The sequence below is a fragment of the Endozoicomonas elysicola genome (assembly GCF_000710775.1).
In the GTDB taxonomy this organism is placed as follows: Bacteria; Pseudomonadota; Gammaproteobacteria; order Pseudomonadales; family Endozoicomonadaceae; genus Endozoicomonas; species Endozoicomonas elysicola.
Map to the genome: position 1 here is coordinate 5421038 of NZ_JOJP01000001.1, position 26003 is coordinate 5447040.

At 48.1% G+C, this 26003-nt stretch carries 14 protein-coding genes; 3 read left to right on the top strand and 11 right to left on the bottom strand.

The window, feature by feature from the left end; all coding sequences use genetic code 11:
• Positions 1-151: 151 nt before the first annotated feature.
• The 10 genes from guaD to ygfK all read right to left on the bottom strand — a co-directional run bounded on the left by guaD (position 152) and on the right by ygfK (position 19852).
• Entirely contained in the window at positions 152-1471 is a 1320-nt protein-coding gene (guaD, locus tag GV64_RS22800) for a guanine deaminase (protein WP_020581905.1), read from the bottom strand.
• 142 nt (positions 1472-1613) lie between these two features.
• The gene (locus GV64_RS22805) at positions 1614-2609 is read right to left on the bottom strand and encodes a dihydroorotate dehydrogenase-like protein (RefSeq protein WP_020581906.1); all 996 of its coding nucleotides are present in this window, start codon (positions 2607-2609) and stop codon (positions 1614-1616) included.
• A gap of 76 nt (positions 2610-2685) precedes the next feature.
• Complete coding sequence (nifJ, locus tag GV64_RS22810; RefSeq protein WP_020581907.1) at positions 2686-6306, bottom strand: pyruvate:ferredoxin (flavodoxin) oxidoreductase; 3621 nt, start codon at positions 6304-6306, stop codon at positions 2686-2688.
• Complete coding sequence (locus GV64_RS22815) at positions 6306-7970, bottom strand: NAD(P)-binding protein (protein WP_020581908.1); 1665 nt, start codon at positions 7968-7970, stop codon at positions 6306-6308. The genes nifJ and GV64_RS22815 overlap by 1 nt, the downstream gene beginning before the upstream one ends.
• Before the next feature lie 90 nt (positions 7971-8060).
• Positions 8061-9425, bottom strand: a complete 1365-nt coding sequence (locus GV64_RS22820) for a nucleobase:cation symporter-2 family protein (protein WP_020581909.1) — start codon at positions 9423-9425, stop codon at positions 8061-8063.
• 180 nt (positions 9426-9605) lie between these two features.
• Positions 9606-12488, bottom strand: a complete 2883-nt coding sequence (locus GV64_RS22825) for a molybdopterin-dependent oxidoreductase Mo/Fe-S-binding subunit (protein WP_020581910.1) — start codon at positions 12486-12488, stop codon at positions 9606-9608.
• 2 nt (positions 12489-12490) lie between these two features.
• On the bottom strand, positions 12491-13282 hold the full coding sequence (locus GV64_RS22830; RefSeq protein ID WP_020581911.1) for an FAD binding domain-containing protein: 792 nt from the start codon (positions 13280-13282) through the stop codon (positions 12491-12493).
• Positions 13283-13900: 618 nt separating this feature from the next.
• Positions 13901-15247 (bottom strand): NCS2 family permease, encoded by a 1347-nt coding sequence (locus GV64_RS22835; RefSeq protein WP_020581912.1) that lies wholly within the window; start codon positions 15245-15247, stop codon positions 13901-13903.
• A 72-nt stretch (positions 15248-15319) separates the two neighbouring features.
• Positions 15320-16645: a putative aminohydrolase SsnA gene (gene ssnA, locus GV64_RS22840; protein WP_020581913.1), complete on the bottom strand. Its 1326-nt coding sequence runs from the start codon at positions 16643-16645 to the stop codon at positions 15320-15322.
• An 84-nt stretch (positions 16646-16729) separates the two neighbouring features.
• Positions 16730-19852 (bottom strand): putative selenate reductase subunit YgfK, encoded by a 3123-nt coding sequence (ygfK, locus tag GV64_RS22845; RefSeq protein ID WP_020581914.1) that lies wholly within the window; start codon positions 19850-19852, stop codon positions 16730-16732.
• A gap of 767 nt (positions 19853-20619) precedes the next feature.
• Between ygfK and GV64_RS22850 the strand changes: the two genes are divergently transcribed.
• The 3 genes from GV64_RS22850 to GV64_RS22860 all read left to right on the top strand — a co-directional run bounded on the left by GV64_RS22850 (position 20620) and on the right by GV64_RS22860 (position 24190).
• Positions 20620-20814 (top strand): hypothetical protein, encoded by a 195-nt coding sequence (locus tag GV64_RS22850; RefSeq protein WP_020581915.1) that lies wholly within the window; start codon positions 20620-20622, stop codon positions 20812-20814.
• A 297-nt stretch (positions 20815-21111) separates the two neighbouring features.
• On the top strand, positions 21112-23676 hold the full coding sequence (locus GV64_RS22855) for a hypothetical protein (protein ID WP_020581916.1): 2565 nt from the start codon (positions 21112-21114) through the stop codon (positions 23674-23676).
• 145 nt (positions 23677-23821) lie between these two features.
• The gene (locus GV64_RS22860; RefSeq protein ID WP_020581917.1) at positions 23822-24190 is read left to right on the top strand and encodes a hypothetical protein; all 369 of its coding nucleotides are present in this window, start codon (positions 23822-23824) and stop codon (positions 24188-24190) included.
• Between the two features lie 7 nt (positions 24191-24197).
• Here the strand turns inward: GV64_RS22860 and GV64_RS22865 are convergent, their stop codons facing one another.
• Positions 24198-25991: a sigma-54-dependent Fis family transcriptional regulator gene (locus tag GV64_RS22865; RefSeq protein WP_020581918.1), complete on the bottom strand. Its 1794-nt coding sequence runs from the start codon at positions 25989-25991 to the stop codon at positions 24198-24200.
• Positions 25992-26003 lie beyond the last annotated feature (12 nt).

Below are 26003 nucleotides of genomic sequence, written 5' to 3' on the forward strand. Positions count from 1 at the left end.
GATGAGTGCTTTCAGAAGTGATCGGGTGAATCCCTGAAACTGCAACGAAAGCGAAGGGTTGATAACAACCGGGTTAAATCCGGTTTTTAAACAGCAAAGGTTATTTTTCTAACGCCCATGATTGCATGGGAACGACAAATCTTTTGATTTGTTATCGTGTGCTTGAATAAACCAGACGCCCATCCACATAAGTGCGATAAATATTTCGATCATCCCCAAGCGTCATCAAGACAAAAAGCTTTTCATCCAGGGCTTTGGAATTATCCCACCGCAATTGTTGAACCTGGGTCGCTACCGGATCCAGTACGACAAAGTCTGCTTCTTTACCAACATTAAAGTTACCAATGCAATCATCCAGATATAATGAATGAGCACCACCCAGAGTGGCTCGATAGAACCCTTCAATGGCAGGTAGTTTTTCTTTTTGCAGCTGCACAACCTTGTAGGCTTCATTCAGTGTTTCAAACATATTGAAAGAAGTACCCGCTCCTACATCTGTGGCCATTCCCACTCGAACACCGTTATCAGCTGCCCGCCGATAATTGAACAGGCCACTGCCCAGATACATGTTAGAGGTCGGACAGAATGCAACCGATGATCCGGTTTCTTCCATCACCTTCCATTCCTGGTCCGTCAGATGAACACAATGCGCATAGACAGATCGCTCACCGGTCAGGCGATAGTGGTTGTATACATCCAGATAACAATCATGCTCGGGGTACAGGGATTTTACCCACTCGATTTCATTCAAATTCTCTGACAAGTGTGTCTGTACATAAGCATCAGGAAACTCTTCACGCAGAGCCATGGCTTTTTCCAACTGCTCTGGTGATGAGGTGGGGGCAAACCTTGGTGTAATGGCGTAAAGCAGACGGTTACGCTTGTGCCATTTCTTCAATAAACGACGGGAATCCTGATAACTGCTTTCTGGTGTATCCAGTAATGCGTCTGGAGCGTTACGGTCCATCATCACCTTACCGGCAATCATACGCATATTGCGCCGGTCGCACTCTTCAAACAAAGCATCGACTGACTCAGGATGAACACTGCAGAACACCATCGCAGTGGTTGTACCGTTCTTCAGCAGTTCATTCACAAACAAACCCGACATTTCTGATGCGTAACGCTTGTTACCGTATTTTTGCTCTGTCGGGAAAACATAAGTATTCAGCCACTCCAGTAACTGCTCACCATAGGCACCAATGATCTCCATTTGTGGGTAATGGATGTGCGTATCCACAAAACCTGGTACCACCAGCTTGCCCCGGTAATCACAGATACGCAGACCTTCTGGCAGCATATCCTTACCATCCTCCCAGCGGCCATGCCAGGCAACCTTACCCTGATCAATGATCAGCAAACCATCACTGACATAGCGCAGGCTATCCTCAAGCTGCTCAGGGTTTGTGACAACCTGCTGGATATCCAGCAACGCCCCCCTGATGGCCTTGACGGTATTGGAAAACATCATAATGGTCTGCTCCTCTTTTTATCATTGCCGGGAGCAGCCCCTTTCCCCAGAGCACTCTCCCTATTTATTGATTTTGACCTGCATTTCCACAGATGGTGGATGGGTTGGCATGGCAGTAGCATCTACCAACCCATTGTCGTCATTATTTCCGGACTCCATCTACAGTTCGAATATAATTGGCTCTTTCAAACGCTTCAGGATTGGCAACAGAGCGCTGGCTCATCATTCCACGCATCTCATTCAGGTCTTCAAAGTCCCGTTGCTTCAACCAGACTTCCAGCCCTTTCAACAGGACAGATACATAGTCCGCGCCATTGCGAATCAATGCTGAAGCCAACATCACTGTATCCGCACCACCCAATAGGTACTTTATGATGTCTTCATGATCATAGGCACCAGAAGTGGCTGCCAGCGAGGCATTGACCTTGCCATGAAGAACACTGATCCAACGGAGAGGAATGCCGATTTCACCAGCCTTGCTAATTGGCCAGCTTGGTTCGACCAGCATATTGTTAAGATTAAAATCGGGTTGCAGCATCCGGTTAAACATCACCAGTGCATCCACACCAATCTCATCAAACTGTCTGGCCATATTGCCGAAAGCACTGAAGAATGGATCAACCTTAAGCGCCACAGGAATGGTGACACTGTCTTTCACACGTCTTGCGACGTCTAGATAAACTTCTTCTACCTGTCTTCCTGTAATATCCAGTGATGGTGGGTTGTAATAAATATGCAGTTCAATACCATCGGCGCCGGCCTGTTCGATTTGCCGTGCATAGTCGACCCAACCACCTTCAGAACAACCATTCAGACTGGCAATCACCGGAATATCCACCGCAGCCTTGACTTTATGGATAGTATCCAGATAAGCCTGTGACCCCCGCTCCAGTGTCAGCCCGGAAGGCAGAAAAGAGGTAGCTTCCGGGAACAGGTCATTTCTGGAAAGGGCTATACGCTCTTCCTCTTCCTGCTCCCTGCGAATCTGCTCTTCAAACAGCGATGGCAGAACAATAGCGGCAATACCTGCTTTTTCCAGGCGCTGAATGCTTTTAACAGTAGACGTCAACGGACTAGCCGCAGCCATTAACGGATTTTTAAGGCTTAACCCCATGTATTTGGTGGTCAAATCCATCATCTATACTCCTGGTTCACCACAGGAGCACAGAGATCCATATTCAAGATCTCCGTAGCTGCTGCAGTAAATAAATCTTCTAGTGAACTGCTGACGCCTTTTCCGGCACAAAGTCCATCGCATTATGAGTAGCCATCTCTTCGTAGACACCCCATTTACGATTGATCACCGTCTGAGCCTCTTCAAGAATGGCACCCGCCTCATCAGGACAGGCAATATTCAGGGCTCGATAGCGCACTTCATTTCGAATGTAGTCCGTAAGGGGCACACTGGGCCTCAGAGAGTCCAGAATAAATGGATTCTCATGGTGATCTGTGCGACCAGGGTTGTAACGGAACAGCGGCCAATGGCCGGAGCGAACGGCTAATCGCTGCTGCTCCATACCATGGGTCATGTTAATACCGTGGGCTATACAATGAGAATAAGCGATGACCAGTGAAGGTCCCGGCCATGCTTCAGCCTCGCGAATTGCCTGTAATGCCTGCTGCGGACTGGCCCCCATGGCAATTCGGGCCACATACACATTGCCATAGGCAATGGCCTGAAGTGCCACATCTTTTTTGGCCGAACGCTTACCAGCAGCGGCAAATTTCGCAACGGCACCCATTGGGGTTGATTTTGACGCCTGACCGCCGGTATTGGAATAGACTTCTGTGTCCATTACCAGCACATTCACATTGCGTCCACTGGCCAGCACATGATCGAGACCTCCAGAACCGATGTCGTAAGCCCAGCCATCACCACCAACGATCCAGACAACCCGTTTTAACAGCCGATCCATAACGGCTCTGAGGCTCTGGGCTTCAGGTGTATGAACATCCTGCAATTGTTCCTGAACTGACTTCAGTCGTTCACGTTGCTTGTGAATATCGGTGTCATTCTCCTGGGGTGCATGGATGATGCTATCCACCAGCTCAGACCCAAGCTGTTCGCGGAATAACTCCAGCTCCAGCATCGCCTGCTCGGCCTGGTGATCACTGGACAGTCGGAAGCCAAAACCGAACTCTGCATTATCTTCAAACAACGAGTTCGCCCAGGCTGGTCCACGCCCTTCCGCATTTTTAGACCAGGGTGTTGTGGGCAGGTTACCGCCATAAATAGAGGAGCAACCAGTCGCATTGGCCACCAGCAAACGGTCACCGAACAACTGAGTCATCAGTTTAAGGTAAGGAGTTTCGCCACAACCGCTACAGGCACCAGAAAATTCAAACAAAGGCTCAAGGAACTGAATTCCACGAACGGTTGAAAAATCAACTTGTCGACGGTCATTGATGGGTAGTTGTTCAAAGAACGACAGGCTTTGCTTTTCCTCTTCCAGCACCGGTTCTTTGTCCATCATATTGATAGCTCTGGAACCACTCTTCTTAGGATTGCGAACTGGACAGGCTTCCACACAGAGACCGCAGCCAGTACAGTCTTCCGGATAGGTCTGCAGGGTATAACGGGTTTCCGGGAAGCCTCTGGCGCTGATTGGCGCTGATTTAAACCCTTCCGGAGCATCGGCCAGACTGGCTTCATTGTAGAACTTTGCACGAATAGCTGCGTGAGGGCAGACCATGCTGCAGTTACCACACTGAATACAGACCTCTTCATCCCAGACTGGAATCTGCAGGGCAATATTACGCTTTTCCCAGCGGGTAGTTCCACTGGGCCAGGTGCCATCCACTGGAATCTGGCTGACCGGAATCAGGTCACCCTGACCACTAATCATACGACTAGTGACTTCTTTAATAAACTCAGGTGCTTCTTCAGAAACCACTGGTTTTTCTACAATGATCTCTGCATGTTCTATGTGTGCAGGGATTTTCACAGAGTAGAGATGTTCCAGAGTCTGATCCACCGCCCGGAAGTTCCGCTCAACAACATCAGCCCCCTTACGGCGGTACGTCTTCTCAATAGCATGCTTAATGCGGGCAATGGCCTCATCTCGTGGCAGAACACCAGACAATGCAAAGAAGCAGGTCTGCATAATGGTATTGGTGCGGTTGCCCATACCCGCAGCTTTGGCCACTGCAGAGCCATCAATAACATGCAGCTTCAGTTTTTTCTGAATCAGTTGCTCCTGAACCCGCCTTGGTAGCTTAGACCATACCTCATCAGGCCCAAAGGGGCTGTTCAGCAGGAAGATACCGCCCGGCTCAATATTGCTGAGCATATCGGTACGTTCGAGGAAATTGAACTGATGACAGGCAACAAAACTGGCTGATTGAATCAGGTAAGGCGCCTCAATGGGCTGCTTACCAAACCTCAAGTGAGAAATAGTTTGAGAACCAGACTTTTTAGAGTCATAAACAAAGTAAGCCTGGGCATTAAGCTGTGGGTCACTGCCAATAATTTTTACCGAATTCTTATTGGCTCCAACGGTGCCATCCGCACCCAGACCAAAGAACATAGCCCGAACGCTTTCCGGATCCTCAATCACAAAGGAGTCGTCATACTCCAGGCTGGAGCCCATCACATCGTCGTTAATGCCAACGGTGAAGTGATTTTTCGGTTGTTCTTGACTCAGTTCGTCATACACCGCCTTAACCATGGCTGGTGTGAATTCTTTACTGGAAAGACCATAACGACCACCAATTACCTTCGGCAGGCGTTTAATCCGGTCATTCATATAACCTTCTGAGAGTACCGTCATCACATCCTGATAGAGAGGCTCACCACTGGCGCCTGGCTCCTTGGTACGGTCAAGAACAGCAATACTGTTAATGGATTCAGGCAGAATATGAAGGAAACGATCTGCAGAGAAGGGTCGATACAGCCTTACCTGAATCATCGCGACCTGATCGTCTTCAGGCAATTCGCGGTTCATCGCTTCCATGGTCATTTTGACGGTTTCAGCACCGGATCCCATCAAGACTATCAGCCGTTTGGCATTTTTCGGGCCATACCAGCTGAACGGACGATAATGGCGGCCGGTTAGCCCAGCAAACCGCCACATGCAGGCTTCAACAATATCCGGTGTTTTCTCATAGAATGAACTGGCGCTTTCCCGTGCCTGGAAATAAACATCAGGGTTCTGGGCAGTCCCCCTGATCACGGGGTTTTCAGGGTTCAATGCTCGACGACGATGATCATGTACCAGCTTGTCATCAATCATTGCCCGAATAACACCATCAGGCAGTAAAGATATTTTATTAATTTCGTGAGAAGTTCTGAAACCATCAAAAAAATGCATGAAAGGTATGCGGGATTCCAGTGTTGCAGCCTGGGCAATCAGAGCAAGGTCGTGGGCTTCCTGAACTGAACTGGCTGACAGCATCGCATAACCGGTACTGCGTGCTGCCATGACGTCCTGATGATCACCAAAAATAGACAGCCCCTGGGTCGCCAGTGAACGGGCAGCTACGTAAATCACCGAAGGCGTTAACTCTCCGGCAATTTTGTACATGTTGGGCAACATCAACATCAAACCCTGTGATGCTGTAAATGTGGTGGTCAACGCACCGGTCTGTAACGAACCATGAACCGCACCAGCAGCTCCCGCTTCACTCTGCATCTGGGCAACATGAGGTTTACCACCCCAGATATTCTTTATGCCCTCTGCAGCCCACTGTTCTGCAAGCTCCGCCATATTAGACGACGGAGTAATCGGATAAATAGCGCAGACTTCGTTAGTTCGATAAGCGACGTAAGCTGCAGCCTCATTACCATCAATGGTGACGCGAACAGGTTGCTCTTTAGAATGATTATGCTGCGACATCACCGAACCTCCATACGAACAGCCATTGCTGGCAAAGAGACTTCCTGTTGAACGGCCTGCATCTCAATGGCATGGCATGGGCACTGGTTATAGCAGGCCAGACAGCCGGTACAGAGATCGTGATTAACCTGATACCCCTCACCTTTACCCAGCTTGGTAATAGCCCCTTCAGGACAGGCCCCGAAGCAGCCATCACATTCAAAACAGTTACCGCATGAGAAGCAGCGACTGGCCTCAAAACGAACCTGGGCCTCGGAAAGTCCGTGGACTACTTCACTGAAATCATTACGCTGCTCTGGAGACAGTGCATCCTCATGTTGACGATCCGCCTGAGTGCGGTACCAGAGGTGCAAACCATCATAATCCACCAGATGCTTTACGGTTATCTCCCTTACCGCATTACCTTGCAACCATTCCCCCATGCAACGGGCTGCTTTCTTACCATGACCAACAGCAATAGTAGCTGTACGATCAGAAGGCACCATATCACCACCGGCAAACAGACCTTCACAGCCGGTCATCATATTCTCGTCAATAGTGAGTGAACCCCAGCGATCAAACTCCAGACCCGGGACTCGATCCAGCATGCCTCTCTCCACATCCTGGCCAAGCGCCAGAATCAGGGAGTCAACAGCCAGTGTTTCATAACGACCGGTTGGACGGGGACGGCCATCATCGCCAATTTCCATAATTTCGACTTTGAAATCACTGCCCTCAATATCCTGAATAGTTCTCAGCCAGTGAATGTTGACGCCTTCAGCTTCTGCCTCATCGGCTTCAAAACTGTGGGCTGGCATATGATCACGGTCACGGCGGTAGATGATCATTGCTTCATCCACCCCCATTCTTTTTACCGTTCTTGCAGCATCCATTGCAGTATTACCACCGCCGTATACTGCGACCCGACGACCCAATACCGGTTTTTCTCCCATGCCGGTTTCACGAAGGAAACTAACTGCATCCAGCACCTTACCTGCATCGCGGGCGGGAATATCCACCTGTTTTCCAATATGAGCACCGATTGCCAGATAGACGGCATCAAACTGACCTTCCTGCTTTTCAGCCATCAGATCTTCGACCCGATGATTCAGGGTAATTGAGATCCCCATGGACTCAATACGGGCAATTTCCGCTGCAAGTACTTCCCGTGGCAAACGATAGGCTGGAATACCAAACTGCATCATGCCACCAGCAATAGGTGCTGCTTCCCGAATCTCAACCGTATGTCCCTGTAGACGAAGATGATAGGCAGCAGTCAGCCCGGATGGGCCAGCTCCAATCACCAGCACCTTCTTGCCAGACTCCTTTTTAGGTGCAGGCATATGCCAGTTCTGTTCGATGGCCATATCACCCAGGAAACGCTCAATGGAATGAATGCTGACTCCATCGTCTACGTGAACACGACTGCAGCCACCTTCACATGGGTGGTAGCAGATCCGGCCATGGGTTGCAGGCAGAGGGTTATTTTTCATGAAGGTACGCCATGCATCCTCGAAGCGTCCTTCCTGAGCCAGTGCCAGGGCTCCCTGGATATCATTCCCCGCCGGGCAGGTGTGATTACATGGGGGCAATGAGTTCTGATAAACCGGCTTATGGTTAACGACCGGACCAGTACCCTGTACCGGATAGCGTCCGGGGGGTTGTGTCATATCCAGGGTATTCATAACGACTCCTTTACTGAACACTTCCCACCATACCAGAGCACACTTGAGCAGCACTGATCAAAGTCATGGGAAGCGCTCATCTCATCAATTTCAGGAAACTAATTCCGTATTAAAAGAAGGTTGGTTTTTTACAGGCTCAATCTGTTCTGGCTCATCCATTTCTTCTGGTTCAGGTGCGTCCTGTATGAACAATTGATTCAACAGTACCGCAACCAGTGCTCCGGTTGTGATGCCTGAAGAAAGGCTGACCTGGAAGAATGAAGGCAGGTTTGAAAGAATATCCGGACGAGTAGTCACTGCCAGACCGGCGGTGATGCTGACCGCAACAATTACGCTGTTACGTTCATTAAGATCTACTCTGGAGAGCATTTTGATGCCGGCGGCAATGATCATACCGAACATGATAATACTGGCACCGCCCAATACCGGTTGTGGCACAGTGACAATCAATGCTGCAAGCTTGGGAAAGAGACCCGCAATCATTAACAGGCCACCCGTCATCGCCACGACAAAGCGACTGGCAACACCCGTGATGGCAACAATTCCTACATTCTGACTGAAGGAAGAGAAGGGTGTCGTACCAAACACTGCAGCCAGAGCACTGCCAACCCCATCACAGAGAATACCCCGTGACAGTCGTTTACCTGTGAGTTTGCAGTGGCTCACTTCACTCAGAGCCAGAAAGTCCCCAGTTGACTCCATAATAGTCACCAGGTAGACAATCCCCATACTGATCACACCGGTAATCGGAAACGTCAGCTCCACAGGTAACAGGCTGGGAATTCGAACGAATGCGGCTTCGCTGATCGGGGCAAAGTCCACATCCCCCATGAGCACACTGAGCAGGTAGCCTGTCGCCATGCCAATAACAATGGCACCGGTTTTGAATAACCCGGACCCTCTGCGGTTAAGCGTGATAACCACAACAGCCACTAACAGGCCAATCATCAAATGAGGCAGTGCGCCATATTCGGCACTGCCTGGCAGGGCTCCGGCAAACCAGTCAGTACCCACTGGCACCAGAGATATTCCAATCATCAGAATTACAGTACCGGAGACAATGGGGGGAAACAGCTTTCTGACCTGCACCATGAACTGGCTGCCAATAATCATCACCAGCGATCCACCCAGGGCTGATCCCAGAATGCCAGACAAGCCATGCTCCTGACCGATAGCAATGGCCACTGCCACAAAAGTGAAACTGGTACCCATCACACAAGGCATGCGAATACCCACAGGCCCAAGCCCTAGGCACTGAACAATGGTAATTATTCCAGAGACCAGCAGTGCCGCACTGACAATACTGACCATTGTGCTTTCTGGTAATCCCAACACACCACCTACAACCAGAGGGACAGCAATAATGGCACCAAAGGCGGCCAGCATATGCTGAAGAGCAAGAACAAATGATGTTCCCAGTGGAGGCCGATCTTCAATCTCGTAAAACGACTTCATTGCTGTTTCCCCGAAATCCAGGCAAGACGATCCCGTCAACACGCTGGATAAGCTTGTTGTTGGTATGAAATAAAATGGGTATTAGCTATGTTCTCTGTCGAAGACGGCCTACCACAAAGGCACCTGAAATTTTCCTGTGCCTGTGTGGTAAAGCCTCTTTAATCAGAACAAATGTCAGCGTTACAGTACTTCTTCCTTCAAAGCGTTAAGCATTTTTTCTGGTGTGATGTGCCAGTCTCTGACCCATACACCAGTAGCATCATGAATAGCAGAAGCAATGGCGGGCGCTGCTGCATTGACGCTGATTTCTGATACAGATTTGGCACCATAAGGCCCGACAGGGTCATCACTGGGCACCAGTATTGCCTGAAAGTCTTCTGGCAGATCACCAACCATAGGGGCTCCATAGTCGGCAAAGTTGGCATTCACCACACGACCATGCTCATCATACTGAATGGCTTCCTGCAGGGTATGGCCAATGGCACGCATGCTGGCGCCATAGATCTGACCCAGTGCCAGTTCCGGGTTGATGGGTGTACCGCAATCCAGCAGTGCATGGAACTTACGAAGAGATACCTTACCGGTGCGAGTATCAACCGCCACTTCGGCAAAGTTGGCCCCGTATGGGAAAGCAAACTCACTGGTAATAAAGCTGCCCTGCCCCATCAGCTGACCGCAGCCGGTGCCACTTTCAGCATAGTGAGCAATGTCTCCGAAGCTGATGCTCTTCTGCCTGCCTTGAACCACGCCGGGGTACTCTACAGCCAGTGCATCAACAGGCTCTTCGAGCAGATGGGCAGCAGTTTTCAGAATCTTGCTCCGAAGGTCTTCTGCCGCAAGACGGGCTGCATTTCCAGAGAAGCAGGTACCACTGGAAGCATAAGCGCCCTTATCAAACAGGCAGTGGTCGGTATCACCGGAAATAACATGAATATCAGACAGTTCTGTACAGAGCACTTCTGCAGTCAGTTTTGCTACCACAGTATCCAGACCAGTACCGATATCAGCACCACCAGAGTGAACAATCAACGTGCCATCAGAGGCTAGCTTGACCCAGGCATTAGCCTGATCAATATCAGGAATACCAGACTTCTGTTGCATGGTTGCAACGCCACGGCCAATCTTGATGTGTGGGTCTTTAGGTTCTTCTTTAGGTGTTCCCCAGCCAAAACCAGCAGCACCCTGCTCCAGAATAGGCCCAAGAGCACAACTGTAAGCAGTAGGAACTTTGGATGGCAGCTTGCCTTCTCCCACCTTGCCAAGCAGGTCCAACTTCTGACCTTCTCTTACCCGGTTCATTTCAACCATTTCCAGATGATCAATGCCCAGGGCGTCAGCCATTTCTGCCACAATCATCTGCACCGCGAAGTTACCCTTTGGACCACCATATCCCTGGTAAGCACCGGTAGGCACAATATTGGAATAATAGGTATCCACCTTGAACCGGACATTAGGGCAAGGGTAGAGCGGCAGAGAAATCGCCGGAGCATTACAGGGTACCGTCAAGGCATGGTTGCCATAAGGGCCTGTATTAAAGCGATAGTTCACATCAAACGCAGTAATGGTACCGTCTTTCTTTGCACCCATTTTGATATCAATTTCTGCCACATGTCGTGTAGAGGTGGCAATAAACTCTTCTTCACGGGTATGGCGGAACAGAACAGGGCGACCGGTAGTATGTGTGGCAAAGGCGCAGACTTCTTCCACCAGAATGTCCTGCTTGGAACCAAAGCCACCACCCAGGCGCTCTTTGATAACATGAACCTTATGCTGCTTCAGGCCAAGAACAATCGCGATCTTGCGACGCACATGCCATGGCACCTGTGTTGCTGCACGGACAACAATCCGGTCACCTTCCATATAGGTGTAACAGAGGTGCTGCTCTGGAGGTAGCTGCTGAGACTGGCGTGACTGGTAAGTCCTTTCGAGAATAACATCCGCTTCCGCAAAGCCCTGGTCAATATCACCAATTTCGCCATGGCCGCGAGCGGCGATATTTTTCTTGGGATCACCACCAAACGGGAAGTTGAAGTGAATCTTGCCATCACGGGCATCAGATGTTTTATTCTGTTCATCCAGATCATCAGGAGCGCCAACGCTGTAGCTGATCACACCGTTGTGAACGACAGGTGCATCTTCTGCCATAGCTTCAGCAATGGACAACACAGGTTTGAGAACTTCGTAATCCACCTTGATGGTTTTAAGCGCCGCTTCTGCCTGCTCCTCAGTTTCCGCAACCACAGCAGCAACACGGTCACCGTAATGCCGGACTTTCTGACCAAACATACGACGGTCTAGAGGTGAAGGTTCGGGTGCTGTCTGACCTCCTGGCGTGTAATAAACATCAGGGCAGTTGCGATGGTCAAAAACAGCAACCACACCAGGCATCGCTTCGGCGTCACTGGTATCTATGCTGGTAATGTAAGCATGGGCATGAGGACTGCGCAGCATCTTCAGGACACAGGCATCCGGTGCAACAAAATCCTCAACAAAGCAGGCTTCGGCCTTAATGGATTGCGCCGCATCCACCTTACCGCCGGGCTTGCCGACCTCTCGGTTTTCACCGACAAAAGAAGGTACGCTGCTCGCTATAAATTCTGGATTAACGATACGCTGACGGGCAATCTCAACAGCATCATAAACCTGCTGATAGGCACTCTCACGCAGGAAAATGGAGGACATCACATCGGTGATTTCTGCTTTTGATGGGTTTGGACTGCGCTTCAGAAGGTCGGTAATCAGTAAGGCCAGTGCAGGGTCGTTATAACCAGACTGGATCACACCAGCATCAATCAGTGCAGACTGCACAGGACTGAGCCTGCCATATTCATTCAGCGACTCTGGAGTCAACACCTCACGCCCTTCGAGTTGCGCAGCAATGAGCAGTGAAGCATTAACAGAGCAGCCATCCAGCAAAATAGTATCGGAACCGGCGAAGCCATAACCATCATCACTGTTACGGACGGCACGCATACCCAGACGCTTCAGAAGCACCTGAACATTTTCACCGGCCTCTGCCTGAATCGCTTTCTGCTTGCCATTGAGGGTAAAGACGATTTCCACGATCAGTTACTCCGTCCATTAAACTCTTCTACCAGCAGTCCAACGAGGACACTGCTGATGTGACGCTTGTATTCAGCGCTGCCAAGAAAATCAGTTTCAGGGAAGACTGATTGGGCAACGGCTTCTTCAACGGCTTCACGGCCCTGAAGATCCTGATCAGTGAGCAAGGCTTCTACGTCATGAAGACGAATGGCTTTTTCTGCCACGCCAGCTAGTGCAATACCAAATTGTTTCCTGCCTTCTTTAATGTTCACTGCCAGAGATACACTGACGATAGGCAGACCAGCGCAACTTTTTACAACTTTCTCACTGCGACAATAATGCAAGCTGGCAGGAACGATCACCTTGGTGATTAAGCCATAAGGCTTTTGCTGCCAGGCTTCCACCGTAATCCGACCACCTTCAGCCACTTCAACTTCTGCATCCATAGCCAGCAGCGCAGGTACCACCTGGCAGGCTTTTAAATTGGCAGCAATTTCACCACCAAGGGTAATCTGGTTGCGCATATTACGGCTGAAGATCAGGGCTGCAGCTTCTCTCAGGCCTTCAGGCAGTTCACCATGGTCAATGACCTGTTGAAGTGTAGTCAGCGCACCAAGTTCCCATCCCTCATCGGTTTGTTCAATACTCTGAAGACCAAGATGGGAAAGACTGATGGCAATGGTTTTATCCGTCTTCGTCGGCGCAGCGTTCAAACGTGCACCACTGGCCATATACACGGCCTGATCACCATGCTGTTCTTTCATGGCCAGAGCCTCTTGAAGAGTCTCGGGCTGCAAAAATTCCCTGATCATATTGTTTGCCTTTTATATACCGGAAGTTATATCTACAGGATCATGGATCTCTTTTTTCCGCAGCATAATTCAGGCCAGAAGGTAGCCTTGGCATGAGGAGATAAGCAGTGAATAAAAAAAAAAATGACTTATGGCAAATCTGTTCCGGAAAGTTTTCACAAACTCTTAAGCCAGTGATAAAGCCAGCATCTTATTTTTACGGTTACCATCCGAATACTTGGAAATATCACTACATAAACACTGTGATTATCAGAATGATGCATCATTCTGATAATCACGTGGATCTGAAACAAAATCCTGCGAACACAGTCAAAATACCAATCGTGCTTTCTAACTACCGTAATCAACATAGTGATATGGACGCCTGAACAATGCAGAAGGACGAGTAATAATGGGGCTATTTAAGCCCTTGGGTATTGCGAGGGATCCCAACACAGGATTAGCGTCCATATCACCAGCGCAATAGCGTAATTAGAAAGTACGATTGGTATAACAGAGAAGGGAAAATCAATACATACTGAAGGAGAGAAGATAGGATGTTGCGAAACTCAAAGCTAACCTCTCAGCCAGAATTTCACAACAACCTCACACATGCGATAACGAGGTTAGCCGCCTGTCTTATATGCCAAAGATAATAAACTTAAGGGCGAACATAATGGCCAGTGCCCACACACTAACGCTGACTTCCTTAACCCGGCCTGCCAACAGTTTGATCACTGGGTAAGCAATGAAGCCCAAGGCAATACCATTAGCGATAGAGAAGCTCAAAGGCATCATGATGGTGGTGATCACAACAGGACCTGCTTCGGTCAGATCGGACCAATCCATAGCGCCCAGACTTCCTGTCATCAGAACGGCTACATAAAGCAGAGCACCGGCAGTTGCGTAACCGGGAACCATGCCAGCCAGCGGAGAAAGAAAAAGAGTCAATAGGAATAGCAGGCCGATAAATACCGCGGTCAGACCGGTACGACCACCGACAGCAACACCGGATGCACTTTCAACATAAGTGGTGACTGTTGGAGCACCAACAACAGCGCCAACCCAGGAGGCGGTACCATCAGTAACCATCGCCTTGCTCATGTTTTCCATCTTGCCATTTTCATCAGCAAGACCCGCTTTATCACCAACGGCAATCAATGTGCCGGTAGTGTCAAACAGGTTAACGAACATAAAGGCAACGATAACCCCAATCATGTCAGGGTTCAGTGACCCCATAATGTCGAGCTTGGCAAAAATGGGCTCAATACTGGGAGGAAGGGAAACGATACCGGTAAACTGAACTTGTCCGGTAACTAGAGAGATCAGCGTTACCACTGCGATAGAGACCAGCACCGCTGATTTCATCTTGCGATAACTCAAGGCGAGAATGAGAAACAGGCTAAGGCTCGCCATAACCTGGGCAAAACCAGTGATATCACCCAGACCAACAATGGTTCCTGGATTGGCAACCACAATACCCGCAGACTTAAGGCCAATCAGTGCAAGGAACAAACCGATACCGGCAGTAATACCAATTCGCAACCCTTTGGGAATACTGTCAACAATCCACTCCCGGACTTTGAAAATACTCAAGAGCATAAAGCCAATACCGCCCCAGAACACAGCACCCATCGCCTGCTCCCAGGAGTATCCCATCCCCAGAACCACGGCATAAGCGAAGAAAGCGTTCAAGCCCATGCCGGGAGCCAGACCCACTGGCCAGTTAGCATAAAGCCCCATGGCAATACAGCTGATTGCGGAGATAAGACAGGTCGCGACAAACAGTGCTCCACGATCCATCCCCGCTGCAGAGAGCATCTCGGGTACAACAAACACCACATAACACATGGTGATAAAGGTGGTACACCCCGCCAGCGCCTCCATCTTCACTGTTGTCCCATGCTTCTTCAATTTGAAGATGCGTTCGAGCAGTGAATTGTCGTGAGACTCTGTTTTACCAAGGTCAACATCGGTATTTAGCATGATTTCCCCCAAAGGCCGGTTATGTGGGAGAAACCATCAACGGCTCCCCCCCGGCTTATGACTGATTATTTTTCAGCTGAGACTGTCCATACCTTTCCACAAGCGCCGTGCCGCTTTCCGTGCTTCGGCATAAATTTCGTTGACATCAAATGGGTAGCAGCCGTCTTCATAAACAACAGCGCCATCAACAATGACGGTTCTTACACCACCGCTGTTCATTCCAAATGCCATATGGCCAGGCAGGTTTTCTGCCTCTAGAGGGGTCGGGCTGTTGTAGTCGTAGATCACCAGGTCAGCCTGATAGCCAGCTTCAAGGCGACCAAAATGGCCACCGAAGTTTCTTTCCAGCAAACGGTTACCGTTATCCAGAAACTTAACGAAGCTGTCAGGCCATAATGGACCACCCGCATCACGATGTTTAAAGAAGGCAAACTTCAGCTCTTCAAACATATCACTGCCGATACCATCAGTACCCAAGGCAACATTCTTATAAGACGTCAGGTGTTCGTTATAACCCACATGGTTGTTCATATTGGAGCGGGGGTTATGAACCAGATACGCATCTTTTTCATTTAACAGTTCAATATCTGCCGGAGTCAGGTAGAGACCGTGACCTACCAGCGTTTTCTCATTAATCAACCCAAAGCTGTCCAGACGCTGGATCAGCTCCTGACCATAGTGATGCCGGCTCCATGTTGCATCATACTTATCTTCCGCTACATGGATATGCAGGCCTCGACCGGTTTCACGCACCGCATCGGACAGCATGCCCAGACCATCATTGGAAACCGTAAAAGGTGCATGGGCACCAATATGAGCTTCCACCAGATAAGGCTCATCTCCCCTGGCTTTGGCACTGCTTACCAGGTTGGCAAATTCAACGTTCTCGCGAACACCGGCTTCAAGCTCTTTAATACCGCCATTACGGTCAGTGGTTTCAAAACAGGTCATGCCCCGCAGGCCTGCTTTGAGGAAAGCCTTGCGCAGTGTATTCAGGGAGCCTTTGATATAGGAGGGAGAAGCATGGTGGTCAATAACAGAAGTACAACCGGCCTTGATGGCATCCAGTGAGCAGATCAGGCCACTGTAATAAAGAATCTCTTCATCAATGGCCCGGTCCACTTTCCACCAGAGGTTCTTCAGCGTGCTGACAAAATCAGGACAGGGTTTAATGTCAGCCATTACGCCCCGGGAAAGGCCGGAGTAAAAATGGTTATGGCTGCAGACAATACCCGGCATCACTAAACGACCGGCTGCATCAATGGTTCGGGTCGCCTTGGCACGATCCACCTGAGAGCCGACTTCCACAATTTTGTTGCCATCCACCAGAATATCCACCCCTTCGGTGACTCTGGCAGGTTCAAACTGAACAGCGGTGGCATTTTTTATCAGTAACATACAACTTATCCTTTCGCTCAGGTCGGATAACTCAGGGTTACCCGACCATTGTCATTTTTATCGTGACCTTACTGTGGCAGGGCTTTATGGATAGACCTTACCCAGCAGATAAGCGTTATTCAGGTAGACATGACTGATGATCCTGCACAAATCATCCTGTCCTCGGGGGATCTCACTCAACTCGCCCATCACATTAATGGACATTTTGTTGACCCGCTCTTTTCCATCAGAGCCCGCACTGCGCAGCCAGACCATATCGTCCTGAACCAGGAAGCCGCTGTTGGTGCTGTTTTCAAAGTCCTCCATCAGACTGAAGACGGTGAACTTCTCTTTATAAGGCTTGCTTTCCCAGTTACAGAACTGGGCACAATTGCCACACTCGTTGCAGTAAGCGTCCAGGTGCAGAATCTGGTACTTCTCTTTGAAGCTCGGAATTTCCACGGCTACGTTTGCGCGGTTCGGACAGACATCCACACACTTGTTACAGATGTGATTACATTCGAGGCAGCGTTCACCTTCCTGACGGGCAAAGGCTTCCACATCGTCTGCAGGCACAGAGCTCATTGGAATCAGACCACGGCGAGCACGAATCACTTTCTCATCGGCTGCAGGGACGTCAGTGTTCTGGTGAACCAATGCCTGGTTGCGAGCAATGGCGGTATCCGTTGCTCTTCTGGCTTCATCAATGCAGCGAACCACAGTGGATGGACCGGTATGAGCATCACCAATCAGAAAGACATTACTGACGCCTGTCTCTTTGGTGTGGCGATCAACAGCCGCCCAGCCATCCGTGCCCAAAGGAATGCCCATTTTGTTCAACAGCTCGGAATCCGCCTGCTCACCAATCGCGGTAATAATGGTATCAACGGGCAGTGTGCAGGTTTCTTCCGTGGCCACAGGACGACGGCGACCACTGGCATCCGGTTCGCCCAGCTTCATGATTCGACAGGTGAGCATGCCGTCTTCAGTCATGCTTTCAGGGTTAGTCAGGAACTGGAAGCGAGCACCGTCTTTAACGGCATTACCATACTCTTCCCGGTCAGCAGGCATTTCATCTTCGGTACGGCGATAGAACACACGAACTTCTTCTACACCAGGTACTTTCAGGGCGGCACGGGCACTGTCCATCGCGGTGTTACCACCACCAACAACGACTACGCATTTGCCAAGGCTGATGGTTTCTGGAGCTTCATTGAACTGACGCAGGAACTGCAGGGATGCCAATAAACGACTGCGATCACCTTCAAGCGGCATCTTGTTACCTTTCTCGGCACCGATCCCCAGGAAGACATAATCAAAACCACTGTGCTTCAGATCCAGTACATCCAGTTTAGGATCACAGCCAAATTCGAACTGCACCCCATGTGACTGAACAAAATCGATGTCCTGCTGAATCACTTCGGCGGGAATACGGAAATTTGGTAAGACATTTCGAATGATACCGCCGGCATCTCTTTCTTTTTCAAACACCACCACAGGGAAGCCGGCACGTGCCATGAAATAAGCGGCAGACAGACCCGCAGGACCGGCACCGATAACGGCACAACGAGCGGTTTGTTCCTGAGCAGGCTTCTGCCAGGCAACCTTATATTCATCCCAGCCTTTTTCCATGGCAATCCGCTTCATATCGCGGATACGAACAGCACCTTCATAATCCTTACGGGAACAGCTGAACATGCACTGATGATCGCAGATATGACCGGTAATACCTGGCAGTGGGTTCTTGTCATAAATCAGGCTGAGGGCCTGCTGGTATTCACCGTTAGCGACCAGCTGAATGTACTCAGGCGCATCCTGACCAATGGGGCATGCCTGCTTACAGGGAGCAATGGTGCAATCGGTCAGTGGCGAGGTTGCCTTCTGGCGCACAGGGGTTTCGTGCCAGTTCTTTTCGGTGTACTCATCAGCGGTTAACGCCTTGGCAGCCAGTGTTTCCAGGGCAGCCACATCAACGGTTTCACGGGCCCAGCTGTCGCACTCTTCCAGCGCCAGAGCGCAGTCACGCAAACGCATATAGCCACCAGGCTTCAGCATCTCGGTTGCCATGGTGATTGGACGGATACCGGTATTGAAGATGTCGGCGACATTACCTTTCCAGGCACCACCGGAGTAGGACATAGGTATCTCGCCATCAAATTCGCGGGCGATAACAGCCGCAAGATTGATGGTCAATGGGTAGAGTGAACGGCCAGACATGTACATCTCATCGCCTGGCAGACGACCGCGATTGTTCACACAGCCCAGGGTATTCGAGAGTTTGACCCCAAAGCTCAGCCCCAGGTCAGCACCGGTTTTGCGCAGCCGGTGCAGCATGGGAATCGCATCTTCCATCTGCAGATCATGGCTGAAAGACTCTTCTTTCAAGCCAATGTATCCAAATCCTCTGTCGTCCAAGACCTTACGAACATAGGCGAAACCCAGCAGGGTCGGGTTCAGTTTCACATAAGTATCAATGTGCTTTTCTGTCATCATGTAATGACAGATCGCTTCAATCTCGTGGGGAGGGCAACCGTGCATGGTTGAGAGGGTGACGGAGCGGGCAATCCTGCCGGAGATTCGATCAACGGTTGCCAGCAGTGAATCCACCCGGTCTTTGCACTGGAAGGTTTCCTGAACGGCTTCGCTCTTCAGCCATTCGCGGGCAACGGCCTGATACTGGGCAAACTTCTCATGACCGCTGCTGTCCATCATATTATCAATGAAGGTCTGCATGGGCACGGTCTTGATGCCCTTGAGGTCGTAACCAACACTCATATTAAAGATAAAGCTCTTTTCACGGCCAGATCCCATTGCCGGATCAAACATCTCTTCCAGCACATGAAGAACCACCCAGGCTTTCAGGTATTCATCGTACGCTTTTGGCAGGGTAAATTCGGTAGACCATTCAGTGTTGTAACACTCATCTTCCGGATCGATACAGGGCTTTTCGATCTCCAGAGTGTCCATGATCTGCACAGTTTTCAATTCGATAAAACGACCACCGGCTGCCCAGGAGGCAATGATGTTCTGTGCCAGTTGAGTGTGTGGACCAGCGGCAGGTCCTACAGCAGTAGATGCAGTTTCTGAACAAACGTTGATGCTCTGGTCATTCTTCTTGCGAAAGAGCAGGTCTGCCCGGATACCAAAGAGGGATTGGCTGCTTTTGTACTCTCCATGGATTCGGTCCAGCATTTCCCTCAAAGGGACAGGACGCATGATATCACCCATTGTCGAAACTCCTCATCCTCAAGATTCTCAAGCTTTCTTGGAAAGTCAGCGGCTGCCACCCTTAATGTGCAAATCCTCAAAGGGCTTCGTTTTTCCGCTTTTATCTGCCTTTCATTGCAGGCAGACGCACTTGTATAGATGCAGAGAAAAACGCAGGATTCAGGCCAGATTTGACAAATGCCCGTGCCAAGAGGGTGAATACCTATTGATAAAATGACCTAAAGCAAATTTATGATCAAAAATGTTCACAAATTTTATTTCTGGTATTTTTGTCCTACCCAGAAAGTCAGAACCGATAAATGACCTGAATCAATGTCTGATATTTTCACATTGGATTCATTTTAAGGTTGTCGCTTACTAAATGAGATTAATTATTATATAAATGGTCATGAAACAGACTCAGCTTCAATAATGAGAAGGGGTTTATCATTTTGATGGATCAAGCTGATAAAACAAAATAGTAAGTTTTCGACTCATATGAAAACTTATACATTAGTAATCAAATGCCTTATATTCGTCACCTTATGACCCAGTAGAAACTGGCCAATAGTTTATTAGAGGTAAAACAGTTTCCTTACACAAGGTATATAATCCTTTACCTAAATGACAAAAACGTATTTTAACTATCAATAAAACCAGTACTATTTTATATGTTCGATAACGATCACCCTATAACGTATAACTATTACCTCACTGGAGAAAAAATGACCTGAGAATACGTTAATCCAGTAAAGCACCAATTCTTATTCAAAAGCTAGGAGTCCTTCGTGTTTATACAAATCATTTTTCATTCGCGGAAAGTATTACCCAGTATTCTTTCTTTCGAAAAAGTATTAACAACCCCCATTCACAGCTATCGACAGCAGTCCATATTTGGAAATAAGGCACTAAAAGAAATTCACCAGCACCTGATTATGTATCTGATCATGATCAGCCGTCGAAACCCTCTGCTCTACCAGTGACACATCTATAAAGCACAGAATTCACTCTGTAATATCTGATAAAAACAGATATTCGAATCTTGCTTTTTTCGAGTAAAATTTATTTAAAAACAAATTCAATCAATCTTCAACAAGACTTAATTTCAATTTAACCAAACCTTTTGATTTTGGTGGGTAGATTTTATTTAAAAAAACCATAAACAAAAAATTAAAAAATAAAGTCATCACACACAAAATAGAACCAAAAACTAATTCGCACAATTAGGGCTTTGTCATGGTTCGGGAAAAGTGGTTATTTTAAAATATGGAGCCGTTACTATGGATTCTTCTTATTCAAAATTACCTGAAACTACTGCATCCAAGCAGCTCTCTTTTAGACCTGAGTCTTCCGGTCAAGAGCGAACAGATTCAGCAACTATTGCCCATTTCCCTCAGAGTCAAAGAGATGTCAGAGGTGTTGACGACCTTCAACGTAGTATGCCTAGTCCTTCCGTAGACCCATGGGAGATGAGCAAAGATGAAAAAACAAAAGAGAGAACAGATCTAAATAAATTGCTTAGTGAATTTAAAGAATACGAGGAAGAATTATCACAAGAACTTCCAACCCATAAATTCCCAGTGGAGCCAGGATCGTCAACTAAAGGAAACCCAGATAGCTTCAGGAGCTCTTTGCACGTTGATATAAGCCCTAAACCTAAACCTCATCATGTAGAAAATAAAGAGACAGGCGAAGACAGTGTTAACCCTGACCAACCACTATTAGAGCCGGTATTCCCGAAGTCCGACCCTTCCACAGAAGACCTAAAAGAACCTCAGCAAGTTACAAAAGAAAAAGTGACCAAGGCGCTTGATAAGCTGACTCCAAAAGTAGTTGATGATTTAAGAGCTCAACTCAGAAATCTTCCAGTTCCTCCTGACAAACTGGCTTCTGAGACAGCAGAAAAACTAAAACGCTTAGCCGCGGCTGGCTTGGAGATTCTTGATGAGTTTACAGTTGATGATCAAGGAAAGCTTTCTTTCAACTGCTGCTCAAAGAAATGGGCACACCTGGGGTGGGAGGGTCCGGTATTCGGAATTTCATTTGCATCAGCTGTAATAAATCTGTCAGTTTTTATTTATGAGTCTTATGAGAATGGGGTTACTAATGAAGCTATTACTAAAACTGCTACTGCTCTGGCAGCTGCATTTTCCAGTGGTACAATGTATCTGAAAGGAACTGTTAATATTGTTGAGAAAATTGAACAATGGAATAAAGAAAGGAAAGAAGCTGGGAAATCACTTCCAAGGGCATCTTATGAGAGCGTTATGAAATTCCTTTCCGAATTTCAAGACCCCGATGTCTTCGTTCAACGAACAATTTTTGCCGTAATCACCAGTTTTTCCGTACTACTGGATGCCAAAAACACTACTCTGGGTATCACAAAGCTCTCTGGCTCTGCCGTGATTGGAACTATCGTAGGTATAATGAATGGTATATCTGAAGCTCTTGTACCACTGACTCAGCTTCAAAGCACTTGGGACGATATTTTCGGCCCATTGAAATCCGTATGGAGAGGCTCTATGCATACGGCAACCCAGCTATACGACAAAGCAGCTAGCTTTCTAGGGGTCGCCTATAACCAATCGCCGGAGGAGGTATCCCGCCCCAGACCAAGAGAACATAGAACAGAACAGTCTCAAACAGATGATTCAGGCCCCTCACACCAACCGTACAGGCCCCCATACCTTGATGATTCCGGCAGCGTCTTGCGTAGAAGAGGCAAACTTTCCCCAGATGAGCTAACAGCTCTCTTCGACAAGGAAACACCGGAAAAATCGCAAACTGCCCGAAGCGATGATAGCGATCAATTACCTGGGCTTGGAAAAACTGCTGCTGATCACGTCCAGCGCTCTTCGACAGACATACCTGAACCAGACACATTTACAATTAAAACGATGAGAGAACGCATAGCTGCTATGTCTCCAGCAGAACGAAAAAAATACGGAAAAGAATGCAAAGAGTATTTGGATAATGCAAATAAAATAACCACTGAGACAAGCAGAATTTTAAATGGACTGCCAGCTGGATCAGCTGAAAGTAGGAAATATGCTGGGTATCTATTTGGTTTTCAGTCAGCCGCCGTATTGGTAACAGGGCTTTTTGTTTCTGCGGTAATGTCTGTGCCCGAAAAGAGTGGGTTTTATAAGGATCAATTAGAGCAGTGTATGAACCTAATTTCTGCTGCAGTTAATGGCACTATTGATCCTGATACGTTTAGCAGAAATATGACTGAAAAACTTCAAGCAATGGAATTGCTGAACGCAACGACAAATGGCACTGAACTTGACTTCGATGGATTAAAAGAAAAACTGACTGAAGCTTGCCATGAAATTGGATTTGAACTATCTGAATTCCCTGCGCTTGATAATGCTCTAAACATAGCTTCATACAGTCTCATTGCACTTGCACTATATCAGCCTCTTAAAAACTCTTTCATTTCTGCTGTAGATCTGTTCAAAATAATTCCAAACTGGATCGGTGGAAAAAAACCGACAATTAAACAGGTTGTATCTAACCTTGGTGCCATAGGCGCCACTGCTGCATATCTCACAATAATTTACGGTGTTAAAGGTGGCATTGATTATGTGACTGGTGTTGAAAAAGAGTTTGGATTTGACACCAGCATGTTTCCTCCGGGTACCTATGCATTAGTGACTGCTCTCGGTGCAATTGGTGCAACACTCTACGGCGGCGCCCAGTCAGGTATGGAAACCCTGATGCAACGGTTTGAAGACAGGTACCTAACCGAAAGAAAAGTAAAAATGGCATCCAATGACATCCCGCTTGAAGTAAAATCCCACTCTCCAGGCCATCCCCCTGTGGACCCTTCTCAAATGGCATAAATAAAACAACGACATATCTACCAAAATGATTTTATAAGACCCATTAGTAATCATCCTTATTTCATTGGCAATAAGTTAACCTCTAAATAAGATTGATAAAACTTAAAAACAGATCCTATATATCTAATATGGAGAACTATTTATCGTGAACATTCGCAGCCTTAATCCGATCACATTAAAAGAAAACCACAAAAAAAACGATCAGAAAGATATGTTTAACAATACAAAACAGCCAATTCAGAAATCAATTAAACAATTAACCATCAAGGATATAAATCAAGACAAATTAATACAGGATATCTCAGCAGTTATAAATGAGATAGCCAAATTTTTATTTAAAAACAGTGATAAATCACTTACTCGAAATAAAAAAAGCGCACTGAAAAACATCATAGAAAATTCCATTACCAGTGCAGACTCAAGAGAACAAGCTGAGATATTTGAATACCTCCTTCCCAACTTAGTCGATAGCATTGAAAATTTAATGGCCAGCCTACCCTCTCCAAAACCTTGAGTATCTTCTATAAAAGATCACACATTTCATGTTCAAGGTCGTATTTTTTGATCTTACGGTACAGTGTGGCGATGCCTATTCCCAGTTCATCTGCCACACGCTGTTTGCCTTCGTTTTTGCCAAAAGAACGAAGAGCCCGGCTTACCAGGTGCTTTTCCATTCTCTCCAGATTAAAAGCTTCCTGATTATTCATAATTAATTGAGCTTCATTACAATAAGCATCGCATTCATCTGTTAACAGAGAAGAGGTACTTCTTTTTTGAATATTTGCTGGCAATAAATCTACGCTTACCGGCTCCCCGGGTTCAGCCATATTCACCAGATACTCGATAGTGTTCGCCAATTCCCGAACGTTACCAGGCCAGGGCCACATAGTCAGAGCATCCATTGCCTCCATGTTTACCGCTGGTTTAGGTACACCCAGTGCAAGCGCATGCTTTTTCAGAAAGAAGTCAACGAGCAAAGCAACATCTCCAATCCGATCACGCAGAGGAGGCAACTCTAGGGGAATAACATTCAAGCGGTAAAACAGGTCTTCCCGAAACTTCTTAGCACTGACCAGGCTTTCAAAATTCTGATGGGTGGCTGAAATCACCCGAATATCCACAGGAATCACATTGGAGGCGCCTACCGGAATGATTTCCCTGCGATCCAGAACTCGGAGCAGCTTTGCCTGCAGATGCAGAGGCATATCACCAATTTCATCCAGAAAAAGCGTGCCACCATCAGCCTTTTTCACCAGACCTTCTCGCCCCTGGTTAGATGCCCCGGTAAATGCTCCCCTGGCATAACCAAACAGCTCACTTTCCAGCAGCTGTTCAGGGATCGCTGCACAGTTAATGGCAACAAATGGCTGGTCTGCACGGTTGCCAGACTCATGAATCATCCGCGCCACGACTTCTTTACCCGAACCGCTTTCTCCACGGATCAGTACACTGGAAGGACTGAATGCAATTCGCGCAATCTGTTGACGTAGCTTATTAACGGCGGGAGAGCTCCCAACCATTTCTGTTCGATTACCAGAAAGAGGTTTTACACCTTGCACAGAAAACTGTGCCCGGAGCACAAGGAAACGGCGCTCATCCAGTATCAGCATGCGACCAGGCAGTATCTTTTCCTGCTCGCCCACCTGAATAATAAACTCCTCCTGTTGATGGTTACCCTCTTTAGTCCTCCCAAAAGGCCTGACCTGAACACCATTGATCCGGCTATTGGACTCCACACCCAGTAACTTTCTTGCAGCTGCGTTCATATGCTGGCAGAGTCCCTTGCTATCCAGCTCCAGCAACCCTTCAACCAAATCTTCCCCGACTTCCTTGAGCATCAATTCACTGCGGCGAACCTTATCGTGGTAGATACTCTCCATGGTTTTGGCAATAAACAGCTGTGCCGTGTTTTCAATGGACTCAATATAGAAGTCGATGTTACCCAGCAGTTTTTCCCGCTGCTCTTCGCTGAAACAGACAAGGCTGATCACGCCAATACAGTCACCGTGAAAGATAACCGGGACACCAAGAAATGCTTTTTCCCTGCAACCCACACGCCGGCTGCACATCAAACATTCCGGGTCCTGACCGGAACGCTCAATCACTTTATGACGACGGGTGCTGATGACAGACTTGAAGGCATTGGTCCCCGTGGTCAGCGGACGACCTAGATTACTGGAATAGGGTCCCGTACCGGCAATCCGCACCAGATTGTCATCCACGACCTCCACATCCAGATTCAACATTCTGGACAGTACCTGTACAAAACGGAGTACCGTGGACTGGATGGACATCAAGCGGGATGTGGACTGCATCTTTTGGGGTCT